The sequence below is a fragment of the Type-A symbiont of Plautia stali genome, assembly GCF_059731155.1.
In genome coordinates, this window is record NZ_AP035891.1 from 1,626,830 (window position 1) to 1,644,515 (window position 17,686).

21 protein-coding genes and 3 pseudogenes are annotated in these 17,686 nt (G+C 58.6%); 5 read left to right on the forward strand and 19 right to left on the reverse strand.

Annotated elements, in window-relative coordinates:
• Positions 1-10: 10 nt before the first annotated feature.
• The 3 genes from AC6I8M_RS08790 to AC6I8M_RS08800 are packed head-to-tail and all read right to left on the reverse strand — an operon-like array spanning position 11 to position 3,629.
• Positions 11-238 (reverse strand): tail protein X, encoded by a 228-nt coding sequence (locus AC6I8M_RS08790; protein WP_010615532.1) that lies wholly within the window; start codon positions 236-238, stop codon positions 11-13.
• A complete protein-coding gene (locus tag AC6I8M_RS08795) occupies positions 238-1,131 on the reverse strand; it encodes a phage tail protein (RefSeq protein WP_058948924.1) in 894 nt (297 codons plus the stop codon). Before AC6I8M_RS08795 ends, AC6I8M_RS08790 begins: the two co-directional genes overlap by 1 nt.
• Positions 1,131-3,629, reverse strand: a complete 2,499-nt coding sequence (locus AC6I8M_RS08800) for a phage tail tape measure protein (protein ID WP_041387466.1) — start codon at positions 3,627-3,629, stop codon at positions 1,131-1,133. The genes AC6I8M_RS08795 and AC6I8M_RS08800 overlap by 1 nt, the downstream gene beginning before the upstream one ends.
• Positions 3,630-3,667: 38 nt before the next feature.
• On the opposite strand from AC6I8M_RS08800, the gene AC6I8M_RS08805 reads away from it, so the two are divergent.
• The gene (locus AC6I8M_RS08805) at positions 3,668-3,961 is read left to right on the forward strand and encodes a hypothetical protein (RefSeq protein WP_010615535.1); all 294 of its coding nucleotides are present in this window, start codon (positions 3,668-3,670) and stop codon (positions 3,959-3,961) included.
• Here the strand turns inward: AC6I8M_RS08805 and AC6I8M_RS08810 are convergent.
• The 14 genes from AC6I8M_RS08810 to AC6I8M_RS08875 all read right to left on the reverse strand — a co-directional run bounded on the left by AC6I8M_RS08810 (position 3,938) and on the right by AC6I8M_RS08875 (position 13,224).
• A complete protein-coding gene (locus AC6I8M_RS08810) occupies positions 3,938-4,318 on the reverse strand; it encodes a phage tail assembly protein (protein ID WP_498013699.1) in 381 nt (126 codons plus the stop codon). The genes AC6I8M_RS08805 and AC6I8M_RS08810 overlap by 24 nt on opposite strands.
• A 123-nt stretch (positions 4,319-4,441) precedes the next feature.
• Entirely contained in the window at positions 4,442-4,966 is a 525-nt protein-coding gene (locus AC6I8M_RS08815) for a phage major tail tube protein (RefSeq protein WP_498013698.1), read from the reverse strand.
• A complete protein-coding gene (locus AC6I8M_RS08820; RefSeq protein ID WP_010615538.1) occupies positions 4,963-5,202 on the reverse strand; it encodes a hypothetical protein in 240 nt (79 codons plus the stop codon). The genes AC6I8M_RS08815 and AC6I8M_RS08820 overlap by 4 nt, the downstream gene beginning before the upstream one ends.
• The gene (locus AC6I8M_RS08825; protein WP_022547603.1) at positions 5,199-5,825 is read right to left on the reverse strand and encodes a phage tail sheath C-terminal domain-containing protein; all 627 of its coding nucleotides are present in this window, start codon (positions 5,823-5,825) and stop codon (positions 5,199-5,201) included. The genes AC6I8M_RS08820 and AC6I8M_RS08825 overlap by 4 nt, the downstream gene beginning before the upstream one ends.
• The gene (locus AC6I8M_RS08830) at positions 5,812-6,630 is read right to left on the reverse strand and encodes a phage tail sheath subtilisin-like domain-containing protein (protein ID WP_022547602.1); all 819 of its coding nucleotides are present in this window, start codon (positions 6,628-6,630) and stop codon (positions 5,812-5,814) included. The genes AC6I8M_RS08825 and AC6I8M_RS08830 overlap by 14 nt, the downstream gene beginning before the upstream one ends.
• Complete coding sequence (locus AC6I8M_RS08835) at positions 6,627-6,917, reverse strand: hypothetical protein (protein WP_010615539.1); 291 nt, start codon at positions 6,915-6,917, stop codon at positions 6,627-6,629. Before AC6I8M_RS08835 ends, AC6I8M_RS08830 begins: the two co-directional genes overlap by 4 nt.
• A gap of 12 nt (positions 6,918-6,929) precedes the next feature.
• On the reverse strand, positions 6,930-7,382 hold the full coding sequence (locus AC6I8M_RS08840; RefSeq protein WP_010615540.1) for a Gp37 family protein: 453 nt from the start codon (positions 7,380-7,382) through the stop codon (positions 6,930-6,932).
• Positions 7,382-7,843 (reverse strand): gp436 family protein, encoded by a 462-nt coding sequence (locus AC6I8M_RS08845; protein ID WP_010615541.1) that lies wholly within the window; start codon positions 7,841-7,843, stop codon positions 7,382-7,384. Before AC6I8M_RS08845 ends, AC6I8M_RS08840 begins: the two co-directional genes overlap by 1 nt.
• Complete coding sequence (locus AC6I8M_RS08850; RefSeq protein ID WP_010615542.1) at positions 7,843-8,196, reverse strand: capsid cement protein; 354 nt, start codon at positions 8,194-8,196, stop codon at positions 7,843-7,845. Before AC6I8M_RS08850 ends, AC6I8M_RS08845 begins: the two co-directional genes overlap by 1 nt.
• Before the next feature lie 3 nt (positions 8,197-8,199).
• Entirely contained in the window at positions 8,200-9,138 is a 939-nt protein-coding gene (locus AC6I8M_RS08855) for a hypothetical protein (protein WP_010615543.1), read from the reverse strand.
• Positions 9,139-9,147: 9 nt separating this feature from the next.
• A complete protein-coding gene (locus tag AC6I8M_RS08860) occupies positions 9,148-10,266 on the reverse strand; it encodes a peptidase (RefSeq protein ID WP_010615544.1) in 1,119 nt (372 codons plus the stop codon).
• A 240-nt stretch (positions 10,267-10,506) separates the two neighbouring features.
• Positions 10,507-10,974 carry a phage virion morphogenesis protein gene (locus AC6I8M_RS08865; protein ID WP_318285232.1) on the reverse strand — a complete coding sequence of 156 codons (468 nt, stop codon included), beginning with the start codon at positions 10,972-10,974 and terminating at the stop codon, positions 10,507-10,509.
• Positions 10,956-11,783 carry a phage head morphogenesis protein gene (locus AC6I8M_RS08870; RefSeq protein ID WP_010615546.1) on the reverse strand — a complete coding sequence of 276 codons (828 nt, stop codon included), beginning with the start codon at positions 11,781-11,783 and terminating at the stop codon, positions 10,956-10,958. Before AC6I8M_RS08870 ends, AC6I8M_RS08865 begins: the two co-directional genes overlap by 19 nt.
• Positions 11,770-13,224 (reverse strand): DUF935 domain-containing protein, encoded by a 1,455-nt coding sequence (locus tag AC6I8M_RS08875; protein WP_022547601.1) that lies wholly within the window; start codon positions 13,222-13,224, stop codon positions 11,770-11,772. Before AC6I8M_RS08875 ends, AC6I8M_RS08870 begins: the two co-directional genes overlap by 14 nt.
• Between AC6I8M_RS08875 and AC6I8M_RS08880 the strand changes: the two are divergent.
• Positions 13,163-13,900: pseudogene (locus AC6I8M_RS08880) on the forward strand (solute carrier family 23 protein); the annotation flags it as partial. The gene AC6I8M_RS08875 and the pseudogene AC6I8M_RS08880 sit on opposite strands and share 62 nt — an antisense overlap.
• Here AC6I8M_RS08880 and AC6I8M_RS08885 read toward each other — a convergent pair.
• Both AC6I8M_RS08885 and AC6I8M_RS08890 read right to left on the reverse strand, forming a co-directional pair.
• Positions 13,897-14,773 (reverse strand): annotated as a pseudogene (locus tag AC6I8M_RS08885) (DMT family transporter). The pseudogenes AC6I8M_RS08880 and AC6I8M_RS08885 overlap by 4 nt on opposite strands.
• A gap of 110 nt (positions 14,774-14,883) precedes the next feature.
• On the reverse strand, positions 14,884-15,048 hold the full coding sequence (locus tag AC6I8M_RS08890) for a con-10 family general stress protein (protein WP_010616548.1): 165 nt from the start codon (positions 15,046-15,048) through the stop codon (positions 14,884-14,886).
• 312 nt (positions 15,049-15,360) lie between these two features.
• On the opposite strand from AC6I8M_RS08890, the gene wrbA reads away from it, so the two are divergent.
• The 3 genes and pseudogenes from wrbA (at position 15,361) to AC6I8M_RS08905 (ending at position 17,636) form a co-directional block, all read left to right on the forward strand.
• Positions 15,361-15,960, forward strand: a complete 600-nt coding sequence (gene wrbA, locus AC6I8M_RS08895) for an NAD(P)H:quinone oxidoreductase (protein WP_010616549.1) — start codon at positions 15,361-15,363, stop codon at positions 15,958-15,960.
• A gap of 20 nt (positions 15,961-15,980) precedes the next feature.
• Positions 15,981-16,163, forward strand: coding sequence for a YccJ family protein (locus tag AC6I8M_RS08900; RefSeq protein ID WP_010616550.1), 183 nt, complete (start codon positions 15,981-15,983; stop codon positions 16,161-16,163).
• 100 nt (positions 16,164-16,263) lie between these two features.
• Positions 16,264-17,636, forward strand: a pseudogene (locus AC6I8M_RS08905) (NAD-dependent succinate-semialdehyde dehydrogenase).
• The last annotated feature ends 50 nt before the right edge of the window (positions 17,637-17,686 follow it).

Consider the following 17,686-nt stretch of genomic DNA (forward strand, 5'->3'; position numbering starts at 1 on the left):
GACCGGGGGGTTAGCGCAGCCATGGTGGTGTGTTCTCCCCGGTGTCATCCGCTGCAATGACAGGGATAAGCAGCTGCCCCCCTGCCGGGAGCGACGCGGTAATGGCCACCTGCGGATTAGCCATAATGATGCGCCCATAGCCCAGCGGGTCACCATAATAGTGATGGGCCAGGGTGTCCCAGCGTTCGCCTTCACGGGTGGTATGGATCATGACGGCAGGCGTATCAGCAGACATCATTATCCCCTCCGGCTCATAATACGGCTGGCCAGGCGACTCAGCGGTGCTGACTGATGCTGGTAAACCGTCACGGCATTGCCAGCCAGACCGGCGACGGTATCGAGCGCACCGGGCAGCTGTTGACTCTCGCCCGGCGCAAGGCCGCGCAGGGTGTCCCGGGCATGGTCTATCATCGTTGCCGCTTCACCGCTCGCCCGCAGGAGCGGGATAGCGTCGGGTAAGGTGCCGGTTAACTGGCGCAGCCAGGGTTGCGATTGCGCCAGCGGCGCGGCCACATCGCCCAGGCTGGTCAGTACGCCGGGTACGCGGGTCAGCGCCGCCACCGGATTACTTTTCATCTGTCGTGCGACCCGGATGACACTGGAGGCGGTCTGTAGCGCCGATTGCGCCTGCCGGGCAAAGCCCACCGCCTGGCGCAGCGTCTGCCCCAGCCCCGACGCGGGCAAGGCCGCCTGCCGGGTCTGATGCAGGTTTGGCAACCCACCTTTGACGGCAGGGGGTCTGAGCGGCTTTTGCAGGTCGCCGGTATATTCGCGCAGCGTCACCTCAACCGATAGCGCCTGGGCACGGCCCTGCGCGCTGCAGAGCTGGGTACTCAGCGACAGGTCGGTAATGACAAACCAGCCCTTGTAATCGCCGTTACCCAGCACAAAGGCCAGCGCCTGATGGGCACGGCTCGCCGCCTGCAGCCGTTGCCACTCACGCCCCGGATCACAGTAACGCTGATGAAGCACCAGGGTCAGATGGTACTCATCCAGTTTTGCCCCGGTAAACTGCAAGCCCGGCTTGTGGCCAATGCGTGCCTGCTCGGCAAAGTCATTGCCAAAAGTCCCGTCCTGGGCATCAAAGCTGGTACCCAGCTGAAAAGGGATATCCCCCAATACGGCAAACATTATTCCAGCCTCCGGCGCTGCTGTTGTTGCAGTACGCGCGCCAGCATCTGCTCCAGTTCGCGCACACCCAGACTCAACGCCTGCTGCACCGCTGAACCGGGGGTTTGCGACCGACCATCAAGCACAATATTGGGACTAAAATGCACCACGATACCGCCCTGGCCTGTCGTCCCATGCCCCATCGGCCCCGCCCCGTTCGGTACCGCGGGGATGGGAGCGGGTCGCCATCCAGGCAGACCCGGCAGTGCCAGCCCTGCGCCTGCCTGCAACAACGCCGCCAGCCAGTCGCTGGTCGCGCTGCGAGTTTTTGGGGTGGTGCGTCGGATACCGATTGCCGCCCCCTCAACGATATTGTCCCCAAAGCCCATAAAGACCCGTGAGGGGCTATTAATACCCAGCGTCTCGCTAAACCAGCTTTTGATACTGCCGCCAAACTCAGTGATACTCTCTCTCGCCGCGGTCAGCTTGCTGCGAATACCACTGACCAGTCCCTCAATCAGGTTGCGACCGAAATCGGTAAAATTGGCGGGTAACTCAATAGTGAAATAGCGCATGACCCCCGCGAACGCCTTATAGAACAGTCCCACCGGCGACCAGTTGATAATCAGCGCCGCGACGCCACCGATGCCGCCGGAAAACGCCTGTTTGATATCCGCACAGCGGGCTTTGAACCAGGCGCTAATGGGCCCCCAGTAGCGGTAAATCAGGAAAGCGCCGACAGCAATACCGGTGATCAGCAGCCCAATGGGATTAAGCATCAGTGCCCGGCCAATAAACAGCACGGCACGTCCCGCTATCATCAGGCCACGCACCAGTCCGCCGCCGAGCACTGCCCCCAGACGCAACGCGCCGCGTGAAAGTCTGCCCATAAGTCCGGCCAGACGGCGAAGGCTACCACCCCGGCTAAAAGCGGCAGACATCAGTAACCCGCCGCTGCGAACTGTCTGAAAGCCTTTCCAAAGCGAGATAAATGGGGTGGCAACCAGGTTTAACACCATTCGCACACCCAATAGCCCGATTTTAAAGGCCAGCAATCCCCCAACCACACCGGCAATGCTTTGCACAAGTTGAGGGTTAGCCTGAACCCAGCAGTTGATCTGCGTTATCAAGGGCACAACCGTATCGACAAATCCGACGACTTGCGGTGTGAGCTGCTCCCCTATACTGATCCCCAAATCACTGCTGGCGATCATCAATTGCTTCATTTTCTCAATCGGCGATGCCAGTCGCTTGGAATAGTCCTCTGCCTGCACGTCGGTGTTGGCGGTGCTCAAGGATTCAGCACGGATAGTGCGGTACTTCTCCATATTGGCCAGCATCGGACGGACAAAAGCCATCACCTGCATATCGGCGAACAGCTCACCCAGCCCAAAATTTTGCTGAAGTGCCAATAACGCCTTATCGCGTGCCTTATCGTCTTGCAGTGCCATCGCCGATTTAAATTGTGCCAGGGCTTGCGGACTTTTTCGCGCCAGATAGGTTTGCAGGGTATTCATCATCCCTTCAATCGGCGAAATGCCATACGCTTTTTGCTGCATTAACGACTTTTCAATATCGATATGCACATCGGCAAAGCGTTTTCTTGTTTCTGGGGCATACAGTTTTTCGAGAAAATTATTAAAATTGTTCGCTGCTTTATCTGAACTGCCCGCCCCAATTTTTGCCACCTGTAAGGCGGCCACCATCTCCGCAACGGCTTCCTTACCCTGCGCTACACTCGCCATTTGTGGGGCTAGCTCGGGTAACCACTTCACCTGATCAGCAATTTCAAACGATCCTGCTTTACCCCCATAGGTCATGATGTTCTGTACGGCAGCAAAATCTTTGGCTGCGATGCCTAATGATTGTTTGGTGGTAAAAGCGGCTTGCGCCCACAGTTCTGCCGGGGTTTTTGTGGCCGTCGCCGCGCGGGCAATACTTGGCAGGTAGGCGCGCAGATCATCCAGATTATCGATATTATTGCCAATCAGTGAACTGCTTGCTGCCTGTAAATCATCCTGAGTCTGGTTGTACTTCAGGCTCCAGGCACGAATATCCTTGCCCAGTGCGTCGCGGGTTTTCGTGTTAAAGCCCGCCGTGATCGCCATATCGATCATGTTGTCCTGAAAGGACATGTACTTTTTTACTGACGGCTGAACGGCACCATAGGCCGCCCGAGCCATGCCGTAGCTCTCCAGTCCCTGACCGTAGATCTTCATGCGATTATCACGCAAGGCGGTCGAGGTGGCGGTGGCGCGAGTCAGGCGTGCCTGCTGGCTTTCCAGTCGGGACAGGGTATGGCCAACGCGGGTCAGTTCACCGTTCAGGCGGCGGGCTGCATCTCCGCCAATGTCGCCGTATCGGCTAACCGCCCGGGTCAGCGATGCCTGACGCTGCTGTAGTTGGCTGGTCGCAGAACTCAGCCGTTCCAGTGCCCGTTGGGAATTCCCCATAACAGCCCGGAACGTGCCGTGCAGGGCGGCGGAGACGACAACACCAATTGAAAAACCACTCGCCATAAGGGTAAACTCACTAATAATGAATAAGGAGAGCAACCATGGAAACGCGTCTTAACCTCTATAACGGGCTGATCGGTATGGTGCTGGCGGCATGTTACTGTTATGGCCTGTACTGGGTAATAGAGCCCATGGTGGCCAGAAGCGAGTCATGGATAACCATTTTTATGATGTCCGGCATCGCTACAGCGGTGATTGGCCTGGGTTTAGCCCTTCTTGCGTTCTGTTTTGGCCCCTTTATCGCACTGGCTTTTTTCGCCGCTGAAGGTTTTTTTCGCTTTCTTTTTTGGACTATTCGCCGTATTCGCGCTTTATCTGCTCGCCCGCTTCCTTAAGGTAGCCCTCAAATTCTTCCACCGGCAGTCCGTCAATCTCACTGGGCTGCCAGCGAAACCACCTCGCCAGTAACGCCTCCGCCTTACGCAGTTGTCCCGGATTACTGTATCCAGCCCCGCAAAGCCGCGAAATCGGCCATGCAATGCCTGGTAATCCGCCAAATCCATCTTGTCCAAATCTTCCGGTAACAGCCCGGTCATGCTGGCAACCAGCAATTCATCTAAATCAGACGGATCCTGACTTTGCTTGCGTACCTGCTTCATGTCGCGCACGGTCAAACGACGCACGGTGACCTGCGTCAGCATCTCGCCATTGGCCAGCGGATAGGGAAAACGCAGAGGGTAAGTGTCGTGCATAATAAGCTCCTGGGTTGAGGGGATTTCTTGACCCTGGCAGTCTGGCATTCGGGTGGGTCAGGGGCTTTTAAATGCCATTAAGAAGACAGGGACGATAACGCCCCCTTGAAAACGGATGGCGCGCTAACCACCAATATTGGCCCGGTAGTCTGCCAGCATATCCACCCCGCCCACGCGAAAAATATTCGCCATGTAGTCCAGCTCCAGTAATTCTTCGCCATCCAGTACCTGCTTGATATAGGTGCAGGTAAAGGCGCTGCTTAAATCCGGATCCTCATGCTGCCTGAAGGTGCCCAGCGGGTTCTTTTTGAACATCACCGTCATATAGGTCACCATTGGCACTTCATTGAACCGACCCTGGCTGGCAAACTGCTGAACACTGCAGCGGCACTGCAGCTGATAGGTGCTAAACGGGTTGGCGACCAGCCGGGCGACATCGGCGTAGAAACTGTTCCACTTGATTTCTCCCTCCAGTTTGTCAAAACTGTAAGGCAACTCTATCCTGCCCACCAGGCCGAGCGCCTTGCGCTCCTGCATGATGGCCTGTATCTCCGGGCATTTCACCTCTTCGGCTCGCCCCAGCAGATTATTGCCATTAACGTAAATATTGGCATTGCTGATGGCGTTAAGCTGAATTTTACCGGTCATATTTCACCTCCTTCCAAGGTATCAACACCGATTGCCGTCAATGTCAGGTATCCCATTGACCCGGTAATCAACCCCTTCTCAATAAGATAATGCACACCGAAGTCCGGACCTGCCCCAAACCGTTGCGCCAGATCGGCGATAAACAGTCCTTCCCCTCGCGGGCGCGCCTTCCTTTCACGATAGAGTTCGCTCAGCAACAGACAACGACGCATCTTGTTCTCTTCTACCCTTATCATGACGCGCTTCCTTTCAGGTTAGCCAGAAACTCGGCGGTAATTTCGGTTTCATAGGTCAGGCGCTCCATCGGCGGGGGCGGAGTATAGGCATAGTTCAGCAACAGATGCCCGGCAGACAGCTCCTCTTCTTCATTACGCGCCTTGTCATACCAGCAGCGAAAGCCAAGCAGCGCACCATCGCCTGTCAGCTTGCGCCCGTAGGCATTGACCGACTCGCACAGGGCATCAATCAATGCCTGATTGATGGGCCTGTCCATATACTGCAGACTGAAAAAGCGCAGCGCCTCGTCGAGCATATCGCCGGTACGCCGCACGTTTTCAAAGTTCTTCATATGGGTGACGGCCGGAAACGCCGCCGTGCGGTTGCCCCACAGGCGCAGGCCGGTACCAAAACCGTTAAATACCGTGGTGATGCCGTTTTCATTAAGCTGGTTAACTTCACTTTGGGCATCCCCGAGCTTCGCCGACAGCGCCCGCTCCATGCCGACAATCCCGGCAATCTCCTGATTGGAGGACGACCACCAGAACCCTTTTTCCAGGTCGACTTTCGCCCGCAATCCCGCTGCACGTTGCGAGAGCGGCTCCAGGCGATTTTTGTTGCTGGCCTTGTCATACCAGGGCATGCGGATAGCACAGGCGCACCCGTTCGGAGGCAGTGTTGAAGTTGATGGTGCCAGACGATCCACGACCGGCGATAGCCTGCGCAAAGGTGGTGCCAATCGGCGCATCCACATAGGCGATGGCCTTGAGCTTGTCGGCATAGGCCGCCAGCTCGGCAGTGACCGAGGTCTGGGTACAATAGACTGGCGCAATCAAAATTTTGGCGTCATAGCCCAGCAGATTATAAACATCGTCGAGCACCTTGATGCCGCTCCGTCGTCCGGCGGTATCGATACTGCCCAGAATATCTGCCGCCGTGACCTGACCGGTATCCAGATGATCGTAGCTGGCGATACAGGCTTCGCCTGCCGGGATAGCGCCTTTGGCTTGCCGCGTTAACGTCCCGCTCACCGGCTCAAGCTGATAATCCGTCTCTCGCCGATACGTGGTTTTGCTGTCGGCGCTTTTCAATACCAGTGCGCTCACGTACCCATAGCGAAGGCGGGCACGTTGATGCTGTGCATCAAATTTCAGGTCGCTTTCATCCACATGCTGGGTGTGTCGTGTTGGATCCAGTACGTTGATAACCACCACGGTACCGGCCCCATGATCGTAAATCGCCCGCAGCGCCTGCGGTAGGGTAAAACCGGCGATTTCCGGGCCAAACTGGGCGGCGTCCTTTTCTGACAGGCATTGTATCGGTTGATTCACCGCGCCGGTTGGGGCAGTGCCTATCAGTCCTATCACCGATGATTTGACGGCGCGTACCGGACGGGGGCCGCGCTCGACCTCAATGGTCTCCGGGCCGTGTAAATAGTTAGCACTCATGTTTTTTCTCCCTCCGTGCCCGGGCTGTCTGTTTTCTGCTTGCCCGCCTTCTCTGTCGGCGAGGGGGTGGCGGCAGGCCGGGATTTCACAGGACGCGCCGCCGGTTCAAGGTAGACCGGTTGCGCATCCAGGCGCGTCAGATAGCCGAGACACACCAGTGTCTGGGTGTACTCATGATCTTCCGGCATTTTCACTTCCCTCCCCGGCCAGAGCAGGACTTCCTGCAGCACCTCGCCGGTACGCAGGGTGACGCCACTGGGTGGGCCGTCATAACGAAACAGGGCCATCTTTATTGCTCCTCAGGGTTTATCTGGGTTAACGGGGGGATGGTCTTCGGGGCTGTCGTTCTGGATAAAAACCGTCACGGTCTCAATGGTGAGCGCGTACTGCCACAGCCCCTCGCGCTGCCCCAAAAAGACCTCCTCGACCAGCCAGATATCACGCTGGCAGTCGGGTGGCCGCCAGCCGCCCAGACACTGGCGCACCTGGTCAAGCACCGCCACCGCGCCGTCTTTGCCGTTAAGCTGTCTCACCACCACCGTGGCGGTCAGTCTGACGGTCTGCGGCTGAATAACCACCCCGATATCCTGCGTCTGGCCAAAATTTGATTTGCCGTAGCTGACCAGCACCGCCCCGCGCGGATGATTCAGGCGAAACTGCTCAGGCCGTTCAGGGAAGAAATCCACATGCAGCCCTGGCAGCTGAAGGCGCAAGCGTTCAACCACCGCGCTCAGTAGGGTGCAGGTATCCATCAGTAGCGCTCCAGCAGGCCATCAGGGCCACCGAACTGCCGTTCCCGGCTGCGGACACGGTATTCCCCCGGCTCGGGCATATCCCGTTGCGTTGCCTGAATGCCCAGCGTCAGCTTGCCGTCGCGCAACGCCACCAGGGTTTTCTCTGTGGCGCGATAGCTTTCCTTCACCGCGTCCGGCAGGTCACCTTCAGGGCGGCGGCGATAGAGGGCATGGCACACCAGATTCAGCGCCAAATCCCTGAGGACAGTGGGTACCTGGGTCAGCGGCAGGGTATAGCGCCCGCGCAGATGGGCATCAATCAGCTCGACCGCATACCGGATGGCGTCATTCACCACAGTTTCATTAACGACATCCGGCAGCGCCTGGTCAATCGCCATGGTCATCCCGTCCTGCGTCAGCTCAATCAGCGTCTGACGGGGAATAACCGCCGCCACATCATCAGGTGTGCAGTAATCCATCAGATACCTCGCACCATGCGGATAAGCTGGCCTTCGGCAGTGGCGCTATCGAGCGCGACACCGACCGTGGAGGCCGGTAATGCGCCTTTTTCCAGAGCAGACTCCGGCATAACCCGACCCTGATCATCGGATTTCAGTAATTCGCCGACACTGATGGCACTACCGGCCTCGACCGCCATAATGCCCAGGACATTGACCGGCACGACATCGCCTTTTTTGCCCGCGATGTCAGCCACACCGAGTTCGGTACCGCTGCCTTTAAAAACCTTGCCGGAGATGCCGACCAGTCGGTGCTGGATTAACGTCTCGACGGCCACTATTGTGGTGGTCAGTACCACCTGTTGGGTCACCATGACTCAGGCTCCTTTGACGTTGGTGATAAGATAACCGGCATCACTGCCTACCACCGCCACCTTGTAGATATCGGTGTAACGCACGTTCACCACCTTGCCCCCGGCACTGTCAAACTTATCGGCCATCGGCATGCCCTGACGGCGGAAGGTGTAACCAAATGACGGCTCGTGCTCATCGGCGCTATCGCTACCGGCCTGCGGCCCGGACACGTAATGCAGCATCACGTTGTCCGCCCACAAATCAGAGACCGTCTTGCCATCCTGGGAGAGGGCACGCGGCTGGCCAATCAGCACGCTGTCGACCTGGAACAGGTCTTTAAGCATCTCTTCTGTGATTCGTTTACGTTCATTAGCCCCGATAGCGGCCTGCAGCGCGGGATGAAAGCGCAGCAGCGCCATCACCGACGCGCCGAGCGTTATCACATTCGGTCGCAGACCAATGTTGTTGCGCACCACCTCCATACCGGCCTCAATATCCTTGAGGGGATTACTGTCCTTGGCACCCCAGCCTGTGGCGGCGGTGAGTTTTTTGACGGCTTCTTTCGGATAAATTTTGCTGTCCTGCGCCAGCTCGGCCACATACCGCTCACGGCGCAGGGCAATCCCCTGTGTGGCACGTTTCGCCGCCTTGGCTTCTTCATTGAACATCGACTCGGCCTGTTCGCGGTAATCCACCGGTGCCGCCAAATCATGTTCATCCAGCACGATGTCCATCGCGTCCTGCTTTTCGCGGATCATGATATTGCTGTCGGCACCGACGGCGCGTTGCGTCTCATACACCGCAAACAGACCCTTGCCGAAGGTGGGTACTTTCGCCCCTTCCTTTTCCATCATCACCATCGGGAACAGCTGCTCACCGATAAACGCGGCATTTTTATAGCCACGGGCGACGGTGGTCAGTACCGGGTCAGCGATGCGCTTCCCCTTGAGATAATCAGACATACTCTCTCCTTACAGGCAGCGCTTGACCGCCGCTTCATAGCTGATGTTTTCAGACGTCGCCAGGGCCTGCGCTTTCTGGTGCAGGGCCAGCGCGACCGGGTCAGCATCGGCAAACTCCACCGACTGCCCTGACGGGGTACCGCGTGCCTTGGTCGCCACCTCGCTGAAACAAACCAGCGGCGGGGAGGTTTTCAGCACGTGTCGGAACGCCTCGCCCAGCGGCTGGGTAAGACTGCCCTCGCTGAAGGCCACTGGCTGGTCGCCGCGTTCAACCGCATCCAGCAGCGCCGCCACCACGTTTTTGGCGGCAGGGGCCAGACGCCCTTCGCTGACCAGACCGTCGGCAAAGGCGGCATTCATTTCATGACGCTGACGTTGTTCGGCCTGACTGTCGGCCTGGCGACGCGCCTCAAGCTGACGCTTCAGGTCAGCATTCTCCTGCGCCAGGCGCAGCGTTTCTTTCTCATCCACAGTGTTGTCCTCAGTGGTGGGGGGAATTGATGGTGTAGGGGATGCCGGGGCGGTAGTGGTGCTTTCAGTGAAAGCCGGACGCACGCTGTCGCTTTCCTGGCCTGCGTCGCGCAGCGCGTCGATTTGCCACGCAGGGAGCGCCGCATCGGTCGCTTCACGGCCAAATTTCTCAATCAAAAAGTCACGCAGCCGGGCGAACAGTGACGCACTGGTTGTACTGCTCCAGTCGGCAAACTCGACCACGCCTTCTTCCGCTTCACTGAACGCGGCAGGCTTGAGGCCCTTAATCGCGGGCGGCTGTGCGCCGAGAAAACCGATATGGCGCAAATACCAGTTACCGGGCTTCGGGTTGCCGGGCGCATCGGGGGAGTAGAAACAGGCAGAAATGTTCTTGTAGCGTTTTTGCGCCACCAGTTCGGCAAAGGCCGGGTCGACGTCCTGGGGTTCAGCCAGCACATCAGTACCCTGTGCCACCAAGCTTTTTACCCAGCCGTAGGCAGGGGCGTCGAGCGCAGGATGCCCGACCACGATAGGCGCATCGTACAGCGCCGGATCGTAAGCCTGCACCATCGCCGCGACCGCCGCTTCGCTAAACTGGATCCGGTTGCCGTGCATATCGGTATGCGTACCGGTTTTGAAAATATGGAGTGTGCTCATGTCCCCTCCGGTCAATAGACAGGGGGACAGTGTGGCGTGTGAAAACGGGGCAGGCTTTTAAAGGGGTTTAAGAATGTACGGATAACGGCGGGTCACCCACATCATGCCGTTAAAAGGCGACGACCGTCAACGCAGGTGATAAAAAGGGCGCAGGAAAGCCTTTATAAAGGTTTATAAAGGCCGTCAGGGCGTTCAGGGGTAAACTGACCCGCCTGAACGCCGTAAAACGCGCCACGGGCGTTAGCGGCGGGTGGCCCTTTCCAGATAGCGCAGCACCGACGCCAGCAGTTTTTGTTCGATACCGGGCTGAAGCGCGCCCTGCTCATCAACAGGCAGATACGGTCGCGCGGGCAGGGTGACGCGGCGTTGGCGTCCGGCCTTGCCGCCCAGTTGATGAATACGCGCATAATCGAGGTGGCTGCCCACCGTGGCATGATGGCGACTGTAGTCGGTGGTGACACTGCCGCGTAGCTGGCCGCTGGCCGACAAGGTCATGCCCTCTCTGGCCAGGGCGGCCACGGAAGGCTGCCAGGCCGGGTGCCCCTCATCCTCGAAGTTCAGGTCGGTTTCGGTCTTGAGGGTTTCTGCCAGGGCGCGCATCAGCGGCGTCATGTCCTGCCCGGCGAGGCTCAGGTCGCGTAGCGCCTTTGCCAGTTCGCGGGCATCAATCTGAATGTGCATCAGGTCTTTCATGATGGTCCTCGCCACTGTTGACGCGCCAGTGCAGCCAGCGGGCCGCCGTAGCGCGCGAAGTCAGGCTCGTAAGCACGACCGGGTGTACAGGAAAAGCCGACATCCGGGCTGAGGGTTTTACCGGACGGTAAATGAAAGGTGGTCACCGGCTTCATTTCCCCGGTTTTTTCAGAGACCAGTCTGAGCGCCGTCTCCAGTCGACCGGCTGCCGTCCTCACCGCCAGCCCGCGCTGACGCACGTCGTCGGCAGAGAGCGCAATGACGCTGCAGCGACAGCGCCAGCCGTTAGGGGGATAGAAGGTCTGCCAGAACGGATCCTCCGCCGGAAAAACCAAACCATGCAGCGCCAGATGGCTTTTGCGCGTGCGGTTATCGCGGATGGCCACGTACATCCAGTAAGGCCGATCATCGATATTGGCCTGCTGCTCGGCCCAGCGTCCTGCGCTGTAGAGCATAGAGAGATTGGTACGGTAAATCGTCTCCAGCCGCCATGCACTGCCCTGCTGAACGGTGACCGGCTCGCCCGTGACGGGGTCGGTGGTATCGGTTTTCCCCCACCATCCCCTGGCCTGCAGTATGGGGGTCAGTTCCTTTTTAAACCACGGCAGGGTCTTGCCTTCCGCCAGGGCGTTTTCCAGTGCCTGGCGGATATCCTCCAGAATATCGAGGCGCATCACTTTCGCCACGGTAAAGGCGTGTGCATGCGCTTCCTGCCACATCTCCTCCCAGTCCCAGGTGATGCGGTAGCCCTTGGCGCGGAGGTAGGCAATGGCGCGTGCAGGCGGCAGGCCAAAACAGACGGCAATGTCGTTACTGTTGAGCACTGAGCCTCCCGGCGATGTTCGCCACAAATAAAATCCGCGCCAGGTGCGCCTGCAGACGGTCAGCCGCCATACGCGGATACATTTCTGCCAGCATGCCCATTAATGCCTGGGGAGACTGGCCCTGCTCGACGGCGGCAAACAGCGGAGACAGTATCGGCTCCATGGCCTTATCCCGTTGCCCGCTGGTTATCAGACTCTCCAGCGCGTGCTCCAGTTCATCCTCTGCCAGCCCGGCGGCGTCGGACTGCGTTTCGGCAAAGGCCGCGTTCGTCAGGGGCGTCATGACCGCAGACTCGCGCAGGTCGCCCGGCTGCAGGTTGTACTCACGCATAAAGTATTGCGGGGTAAACAGCGTGGCGGCCTGCGACAGGCTCAAATCGCGTTTGGCCTGGGTCTCGTCAATGGTCTCTTGCGCCCACAGCTCCCATGAAGGCATTGGCACCTCACCGAAATTAAGCTCCACCATAAACCGCAGTACCTGATTGATGGCACTCATCACCATGGACGCATCGCCATCGCGGATATCGGCGGCGACTTCCAGTCCGGCCTGTGCCGAGGCGTGCGTGGTCTCTGCTTCGGTGGTCTGGTTTTGTCCCAGCAGGGCAATGACGATTTCAGAGCGGGCCAGTTCAATCAGATGGCGATAGATGTCGCTGGAGGCCCCCTTGCCCGCGGATTCAATAATTTCCACCGTGGAATCATTGGGGATCACCGCCACCGCGTCTTCTACCATCTTGTCGAGCGAATCGAGCAGCAGGTCGATTTCCGCATCGGCGGTGCCGCGTGGGTGTTTGCCAACCAGCCAGGGGCTGCCGTACTTCTCGGTAAAGCGCATCCAGAAACGCCAGCCGCCTTTTTTAAACGCCACCGGCCAGAAGCACATTGACAGGTCGGGAAAGCCGTAGGGGTTATCAAAGGTGGCATCTTGTGTTGCCACCACAAACTTGCGCGGCGGCAACAATTCACCGGCCAGCCCGGCCTGTCTGGCACGAAAGCGCAGCTGGTTGCCGTCATCAAAGCTAAACCACTCCGGCGGCTTGCCGACAATATCACTGACCAGCAGGCGGTCGTGACGTTTGACCCAGGTCAGTTCAGCGGGCTGGTAGCCAAAGAAGGCCGCATCCAGCAGCTCGCCCATGATACGGTCGATATCCCAGCCTTCCATCACCTCACGCAGAAAATCCACCACCGCCTGGTCGGCATTGCGGGGCGTCAGTCCCCGCTCCAGCGCCTTGACCGCTGATTTACGGCGGCGAATGCTGCTGCCGACCAGCGGCTCAGCGCGCAGTTCACGGTAGACGCTGATGTCGCGCCCCAGGGATTTAAGAATAACGTCCGGGTTAGGCAGCCACTGGGTAAACCCCAGAATGCCTGCCGGGCTGCTGATTCTGGTCGGGCTGATTGTCGCCTGGGCGCTGTACGCTCTGCTGACCAACGTCATGGGCTTTGGCAAGCCGGTGGATTTCAGCCGCGTGGCCAGCGCCGCGTGGTTTGGTCTGCCGCACACCACCGCGCCGGTATTTGATATGCAGGCAATCGTGATGATCGCACCGGTGGCGATTATTCTGGTGGCGGAGAACCTCGGCGATATTAAAGCGGTGGCGGGCATGACCGGTCGCAATCTCGATCCGTGGATGGGACGCGCGTTCGTCAGCGACGGCCTGGCAACCATGCTGTCCGGTTCCATCGGCGGCAGCGGCGTCACCACCTATGCCGAAAACATTGGCGTGATGGCTGTGACCAAAGTCTACTCCACGCTGGCGTTTGTCGCCGCGGCGCTGATTGCACTGGTGCTGGGCTTTTCGCCTAAGTTTGGCGCGCTCATCCACACGATTCCCGGCCCGGTGATTGGCGGTGCCTCGATTGTGGTGTTTGGCTTAATCGCCGTGGCCGGCGCGCGTATCTGGGTGCAAAACCATGTCGATTTTAGCCAGAACAGCAATCTGATTATGGTGGCCACCACGCTGGTGCTCGGCGCCGGGGATTTTGCGCTGAAGATTGGCAGCTTTACCCTCGGCGGCATCGGCACGGCCACCTTCGGTGCCATTATCCTCAATGCAATTCTGCAACGACGCGGGGCTACGCTGACCCAGCCGGCGACGCGCCCGCAGCCTTAAGGTTCCTGCGGTGCCTGCTCCGGCACCGCTTTTTTGCGCCGCAGGCGCAGTTCACTGACAATCACCCCGCGCACAAGTCAGTACGCCGCCCAACAGCGCCGCGGCCGGTAACCGTTCGCCGGCATAAATCGCTGTGGCGCGCGTCGGCGAGACGCTGCGCTGCGCCCAGTTCATGGTGACCTGAATCAGCGCGCTGGCCGCACCGAGGCCCAGCGCGCTGAACAGCAGCGGTGCCGATAGCGTGGGTAAAGATTCGCCGTTGGGCAGCATCAGCACGAAGGCGCAGGCCGAGGCCACCAGCAGCTGTACCAGCGTCACGCGGCGCACATCGACCTGTCCGGCGTAGCGGCTGATAAGAATGATCTCTGCGGCAATTGCCAGGGTGCTGAGCAGTGTGGCGATCTCACCGGCATTCAGCGTCAGGCTGCCATCCTGCGGCCCCACCACCAGCACCAGACCGGTGAACGCCAGCAAAATACCCAGCCACGCCATCAGGCCCGGCGGCCGGCGCAGAAACAGCCACTGCAACAGTGGCACCACCAGCACGTAAAGCGCCGTTAGAAACGCAGACTGGCTACTGGAAATGGTTTGCATACCCCAGGTTTGCAATCCGTAACCACCGGCAATCGCCACGCCAATCAGCGCACCCGCTTTAATTTCCAGCCAGCTGATGTGGCGCAAATAGCGACGAAAGAAAAAGGCCAGCAGCAGCGAGGCGGTAGCGAAACGCAGCCCGACAAAAAAGAACGGACCCGAGTGCGACATGGCGCGATGCACCACCAGAAAGGTGCCACCCCAGACCATAGTGATAAAAATAAGCACCAGCTCCTGACGCGTGATACGCAGGCTGAGGCGGGAAGTGGAAGCAGACATAACACACCAGAATAGAGGACTGGCGCACATTTTTGCTGATTAGCTGGGCAAATTGCAATCGTTGTAACCGCCGGGCGTACCCGGCGGCCGGGGATACCGTCACAGACGCACTATTTTTTAGCGCGACTGCGTCCCCCCTTTTCACCTGCTTCGGCAGCACGCTGCGGATCATTTCTGAAATTCCCGCCGCTGTTTTTGCCGCCTTTCCGACCCGCTTCCGCGGCCCTTTCGCGATCTTCCGCGAAGTTGCCTGATCCTCCACGATGTTGAGCCATCATTTCCTCCAAGTATTGAGCATAGGTGGTAAAGACATTTCACTGCGCTAACAGCGTTAGGTCAGGTGCGTAATATCTCGCCACACCCGCTTAAAGCATAGCTAATGGATGCGCACAATCAGGCACATATTCATACTTTGTAACAGATAAACCGCTTAACATCGTTTTAATGGCGAGATGTTCATCGGAAAAACAAGCGGTTAGCGGCAGAAGTCGCAGCGCGATCTCAGTGACTGTTCAATGGCTGACCAGCATAGCGCGCAGCCTCTTCTATACTTCTTTCTGTTCCTTACACTACAGGATGAAAACACGATGGCAAAAATTCTGGTGCTTTATTACTCAATGTACGGACATATCGAAACCATGGCTAACGCGGTGGCGGACGGTGCGAAGAGCGTGAGCGGTGCAGAAGTCACCATTCTCCGCGTGCCGGAAAGTATGGATGCCGAACGGTTTGCTCAGGTCGGCGGAAAGGTTAACCAGCCGGCGGCTGAAGCCAAACTGGACGACCTGCCGCAGTACGATGCCATCATCGTCGGCACCCCGACGCGCTTCGGCAACATGTCCGGTCAGATGCGTAATTTCTGGGACCGCACCGGCGGCCTGTGGGCCTCTGGCGCGCTGTACGGCAAGATTGCCAGCGCGTTTGCGTCTACCGGCACCGGCGGCGGTCAGGAGCAGACTATCACCTCGGTGTGGACCACCCTGGCACATCACGGCATGGTGATTGTGCCCATCGGCTACGGCACCAAAGAGTTGTTTGATATTTCGCAGGTGCGTGGCGGTACGCCGTATGGCGCAACTACGCTGGCGGGCGGTGATGGATCGCGCCAGCCCTCTGCGGAAGAAATGGAAATTGCCCGTTATCAGGGCCAATACGTCGCCGGTCTGGCGGTAAAACTGAAAGGATAAATTCCAAACAGGAGAGAGTTATGGCAACAGAACAGTTTAAAGCTCACCACGTGGGCGAATGGGCGACCTTACGTCACACCTCACCGGAAATCGCTGAAGCAATGTTCGAAGTGGCGAATTATGACGAACGGCTTGCCGAAGAGATCTGGCGCCAGCAAGGCAGCGATGAGGTGTTATTCCGCGCGTTTGAGAAAACCGACTAGGACGTCCTGACGTGGGACGATAAGCCGGTCGAACGTAAAAACATCTGAAGTACAGGCGGGCATGTCCCGCCTTCTCATTTTTAGCCGTCAGGGAGCCTTTATGTCATCCTATCAGAGCATTAATCCTGCCAATAATCAGCTGCTGAAAACCTGGCCATCACACGATGACAGCTACGCGCAGCAGGCGCTGCACACCGCCGATGCGCTCTACCATTCGCCGTGGAGCAAAGGCGATATTCAGCCGCGTCTGCAGGTGCTGCAGCATCTGGCAGAGTTGATCGACCAGCGCAGCGAAGAGCTGGCCACCATTGCCAGCAAAGAGATGGGTAAGCTGATTGGCCAGAGCCGCGGCGAAGTGAAAATCTGCGCCAGCATCGCGCGCTACTATGCTGAACACGCGGCAAGGCTGTTGCAGGCACAGCCCTATCCCAGCGATGTCGGTGACACCTGGCTCGAATACCATCCGATTGGCATGGTGGTGGCCGTCGAGCCGTGGAATTTCCCCTACTATCAGCTGATGCGCGTGCTGGCACCGAACCTGGCACTGGGCAATCCGGTGCTGGCGAAACATGCCAACATTGTGCCGCACTGCGCCGACGTGTTTGAAAAGCTGGTGCTGGAAGCCGGTGCGCCGCAGGACGCGTGGACCAATCTGTTTATCTCTAACCAGCAGGTGGCCGATCTGATTGCCGATCCGCGCGTGCAGGGTGTAGCGCTCACCGGTTCAGAACGCGCTGGCAGCGCGGTGGCTGAGCAGGCCGGTAAGCATCTGAAAAAATCCACGCTGGAGCTGGGTGGTAACGATGTGTTTGTGGTGCTGGACGATGCCGATATTGATGAAGCGGTGCGCCAGGGGGCACAGGCGCGGCTCAGCAACTGCGGTCAGGTGTGTACCGCGGCCAAGCGTTTTATTCTGCATGAAAAGATTGCCGATCGCTTCATGGCTAAGTTTAGCGCGGCGCTGCAATCCGCTACCCCCGGCGATCCGTTAGATGAAAAAACCACGCTGGGACCGCTGTCGTCACAGGATGCACGTGACCGGCTGGTAAAACAGGTGGACGAGGCGGTGGCGATGGCGCACGCATGGAGTGCGGCGGACGCGTAATCGACGGCGTCGGCTGCTACTACCAGCCAACTATCCTGACCGGCCTGACGCCGGATAACCCGGCTTACTATCAGGAGTTTTTCGGCCCGGTGGCGCAGGTGTATGTGGTGGCGGATGACCGTGCTGCCGTGGCGCTGGCCAACGACTCACACTACGGTTTAGGCGGTTCCGTGTGGACGCGGGACATTGCGCGCGGGCGCAACATGGCTTCGCAGATTGAGACCGGCATGGTGTTTATCAATTCGCAGAGTGATACCGCGGCTGAGCTGCCGTTCGGCGGCGTGAAGCGTTCCGGCTATGGCCGTGAACTGTCCGATCTCGGGCTGAAAGAGTTTGCTAACCAGAAACTAGTCGTGGTAGCCGGTTAAGCGGCATGAAACCACCGTGGCGTTGAGCTGAACGGTGGTTTTTTTTCGAT

What these genes read in the sequence shown, in the direction of transcription:
- AC6I8M_RS08900 (WP_010616550.1), top strand. Translation starts at nt 15,981, where the DNA reads ATGGCAACAGAACAGTTTAAAGCTCACCACGTGGGCGAATGGGCGACC.
- AC6I8M_RS08810 (WP_498013699.1), bottom strand. Translation starts at nt 4,318, where the DNA reads ATGCACGACACTTACCCTCTGCGTTTTCCCTATCCGCTGGCCAATGGC.
- AC6I8M_RS08835 (WP_010615539.1), bottom strand. Translation starts at nt 6,917, where the DNA reads ATGGCCCTGTTTCGTTATGACGGCCCACCCAGTGGCGTCACCCTGCGT.
- AC6I8M_RS08800 (WP_041387466.1), bottom strand. Translation starts at nt 3,629, where the DNA reads ATGGCGAGTGGTTTTTCAATTGGTGTTGTCGTCTCCGCCGCCCTGCAC.
- AC6I8M_RS08875 (WP_022547601.1), bottom strand. Translation starts at nt 13,224, where the DNA reads ATGACGTTGGTCAGCAGAGCGTACAGCGCCCAGGCGACAATCAGCCCG.
- AC6I8M_RS08840 (WP_010615540.1), bottom strand. Translation starts at nt 7,382, where the DNA reads ATGGATACCTGCACCCTACTGAGCGCGGTGGTTGAACGCTTGCGCCTT.
- AC6I8M_RS08845 (WP_010615541.1), bottom strand. Translation starts at nt 7,843, where the DNA reads ATGGATTACTGCACACCTGATGATGTGGCGGCGGTTATTCCCCGTCAG.
- AC6I8M_RS08860 (WP_010615544.1), bottom strand. Translation starts at nt 10,266, where the DNA reads ATGAGCACACTCCATATTTTCAAAACCGGTACGCATACCGATATGCAC.
- AC6I8M_RS08855 (WP_010615543.1), bottom strand. Translation starts at nt 9,138, where the DNA reads ATGTCTGATTATCTCAAGGGGAAGCGCATCGCTGACCCGGTACTGACC.
- AC6I8M_RS08825 (WP_022547603.1), bottom strand. Translation starts at nt 5,825, where the DNA reads ATGCCCTGGTATGACAAGGCCAGCAACAAAAATCGCCTGGAGCCGCTC.
- AC6I8M_RS08815 (WP_498013698.1), bottom strand. Translation starts at nt 4,966, where the DNA reads ATGACCGGTAAAATTCAGCTTAACGCCATCAGCAATGCCAATATTTAC.
- AC6I8M_RS08790 (WP_010615532.1), bottom strand. Translation starts at nt 238, where the DNA reads ATGATGTCTGCTGATACGCCTGCCGTCATGATCCATACCACCCGTGAA.
- AC6I8M_RS08805 (WP_010615535.1), top strand. Translation starts at nt 3,668, where the DNA reads ATGGAAACGCGTCTTAACCTCTATAACGGGCTGATCGGTATGGTGCTG.
- AC6I8M_RS08795 (WP_058948924.1), bottom strand. Translation starts at nt 1,131, where the DNA reads ATGTTTGCCGTATTGGGGGATATCCCTTTTCAGCTGGGTACCAGCTTT.
- AC6I8M_RS08890 (WP_010616548.1), bottom strand. Translation starts at nt 15,048, where the DNA reads ATGGCTCAACATCGTGGAGGATCAGGCAACTTCGCGGAAGATCGCGAA.
- AC6I8M_RS08820 (WP_010615538.1), bottom strand. Translation starts at nt 5,202, where the DNA reads ATGATAAGGGTAGAAGAGAACAAGATGCGTCGTTGTCTGTTGCTGAGC.
- AC6I8M_RS08850 (WP_010615542.1), bottom strand. Translation starts at nt 8,196, where the DNA reads ATGGTGACCCAACAGGTGGTACTGACCACCACAATAGTGGCCGTCGAG.
- AC6I8M_RS08830 (WP_022547602.1), bottom strand. Translation starts at nt 6,630, where the DNA reads ATGAGTGCTAACTATTTACACGGCCCGGAGACCATTGAGGTCGAGCGC.
- wrbA (WP_010616549.1), top strand. Translation starts at nt 15,361, where the DNA reads ATGGCAAAAATTCTGGTGCTTTATTACTCAATGTACGGACATATCGAA.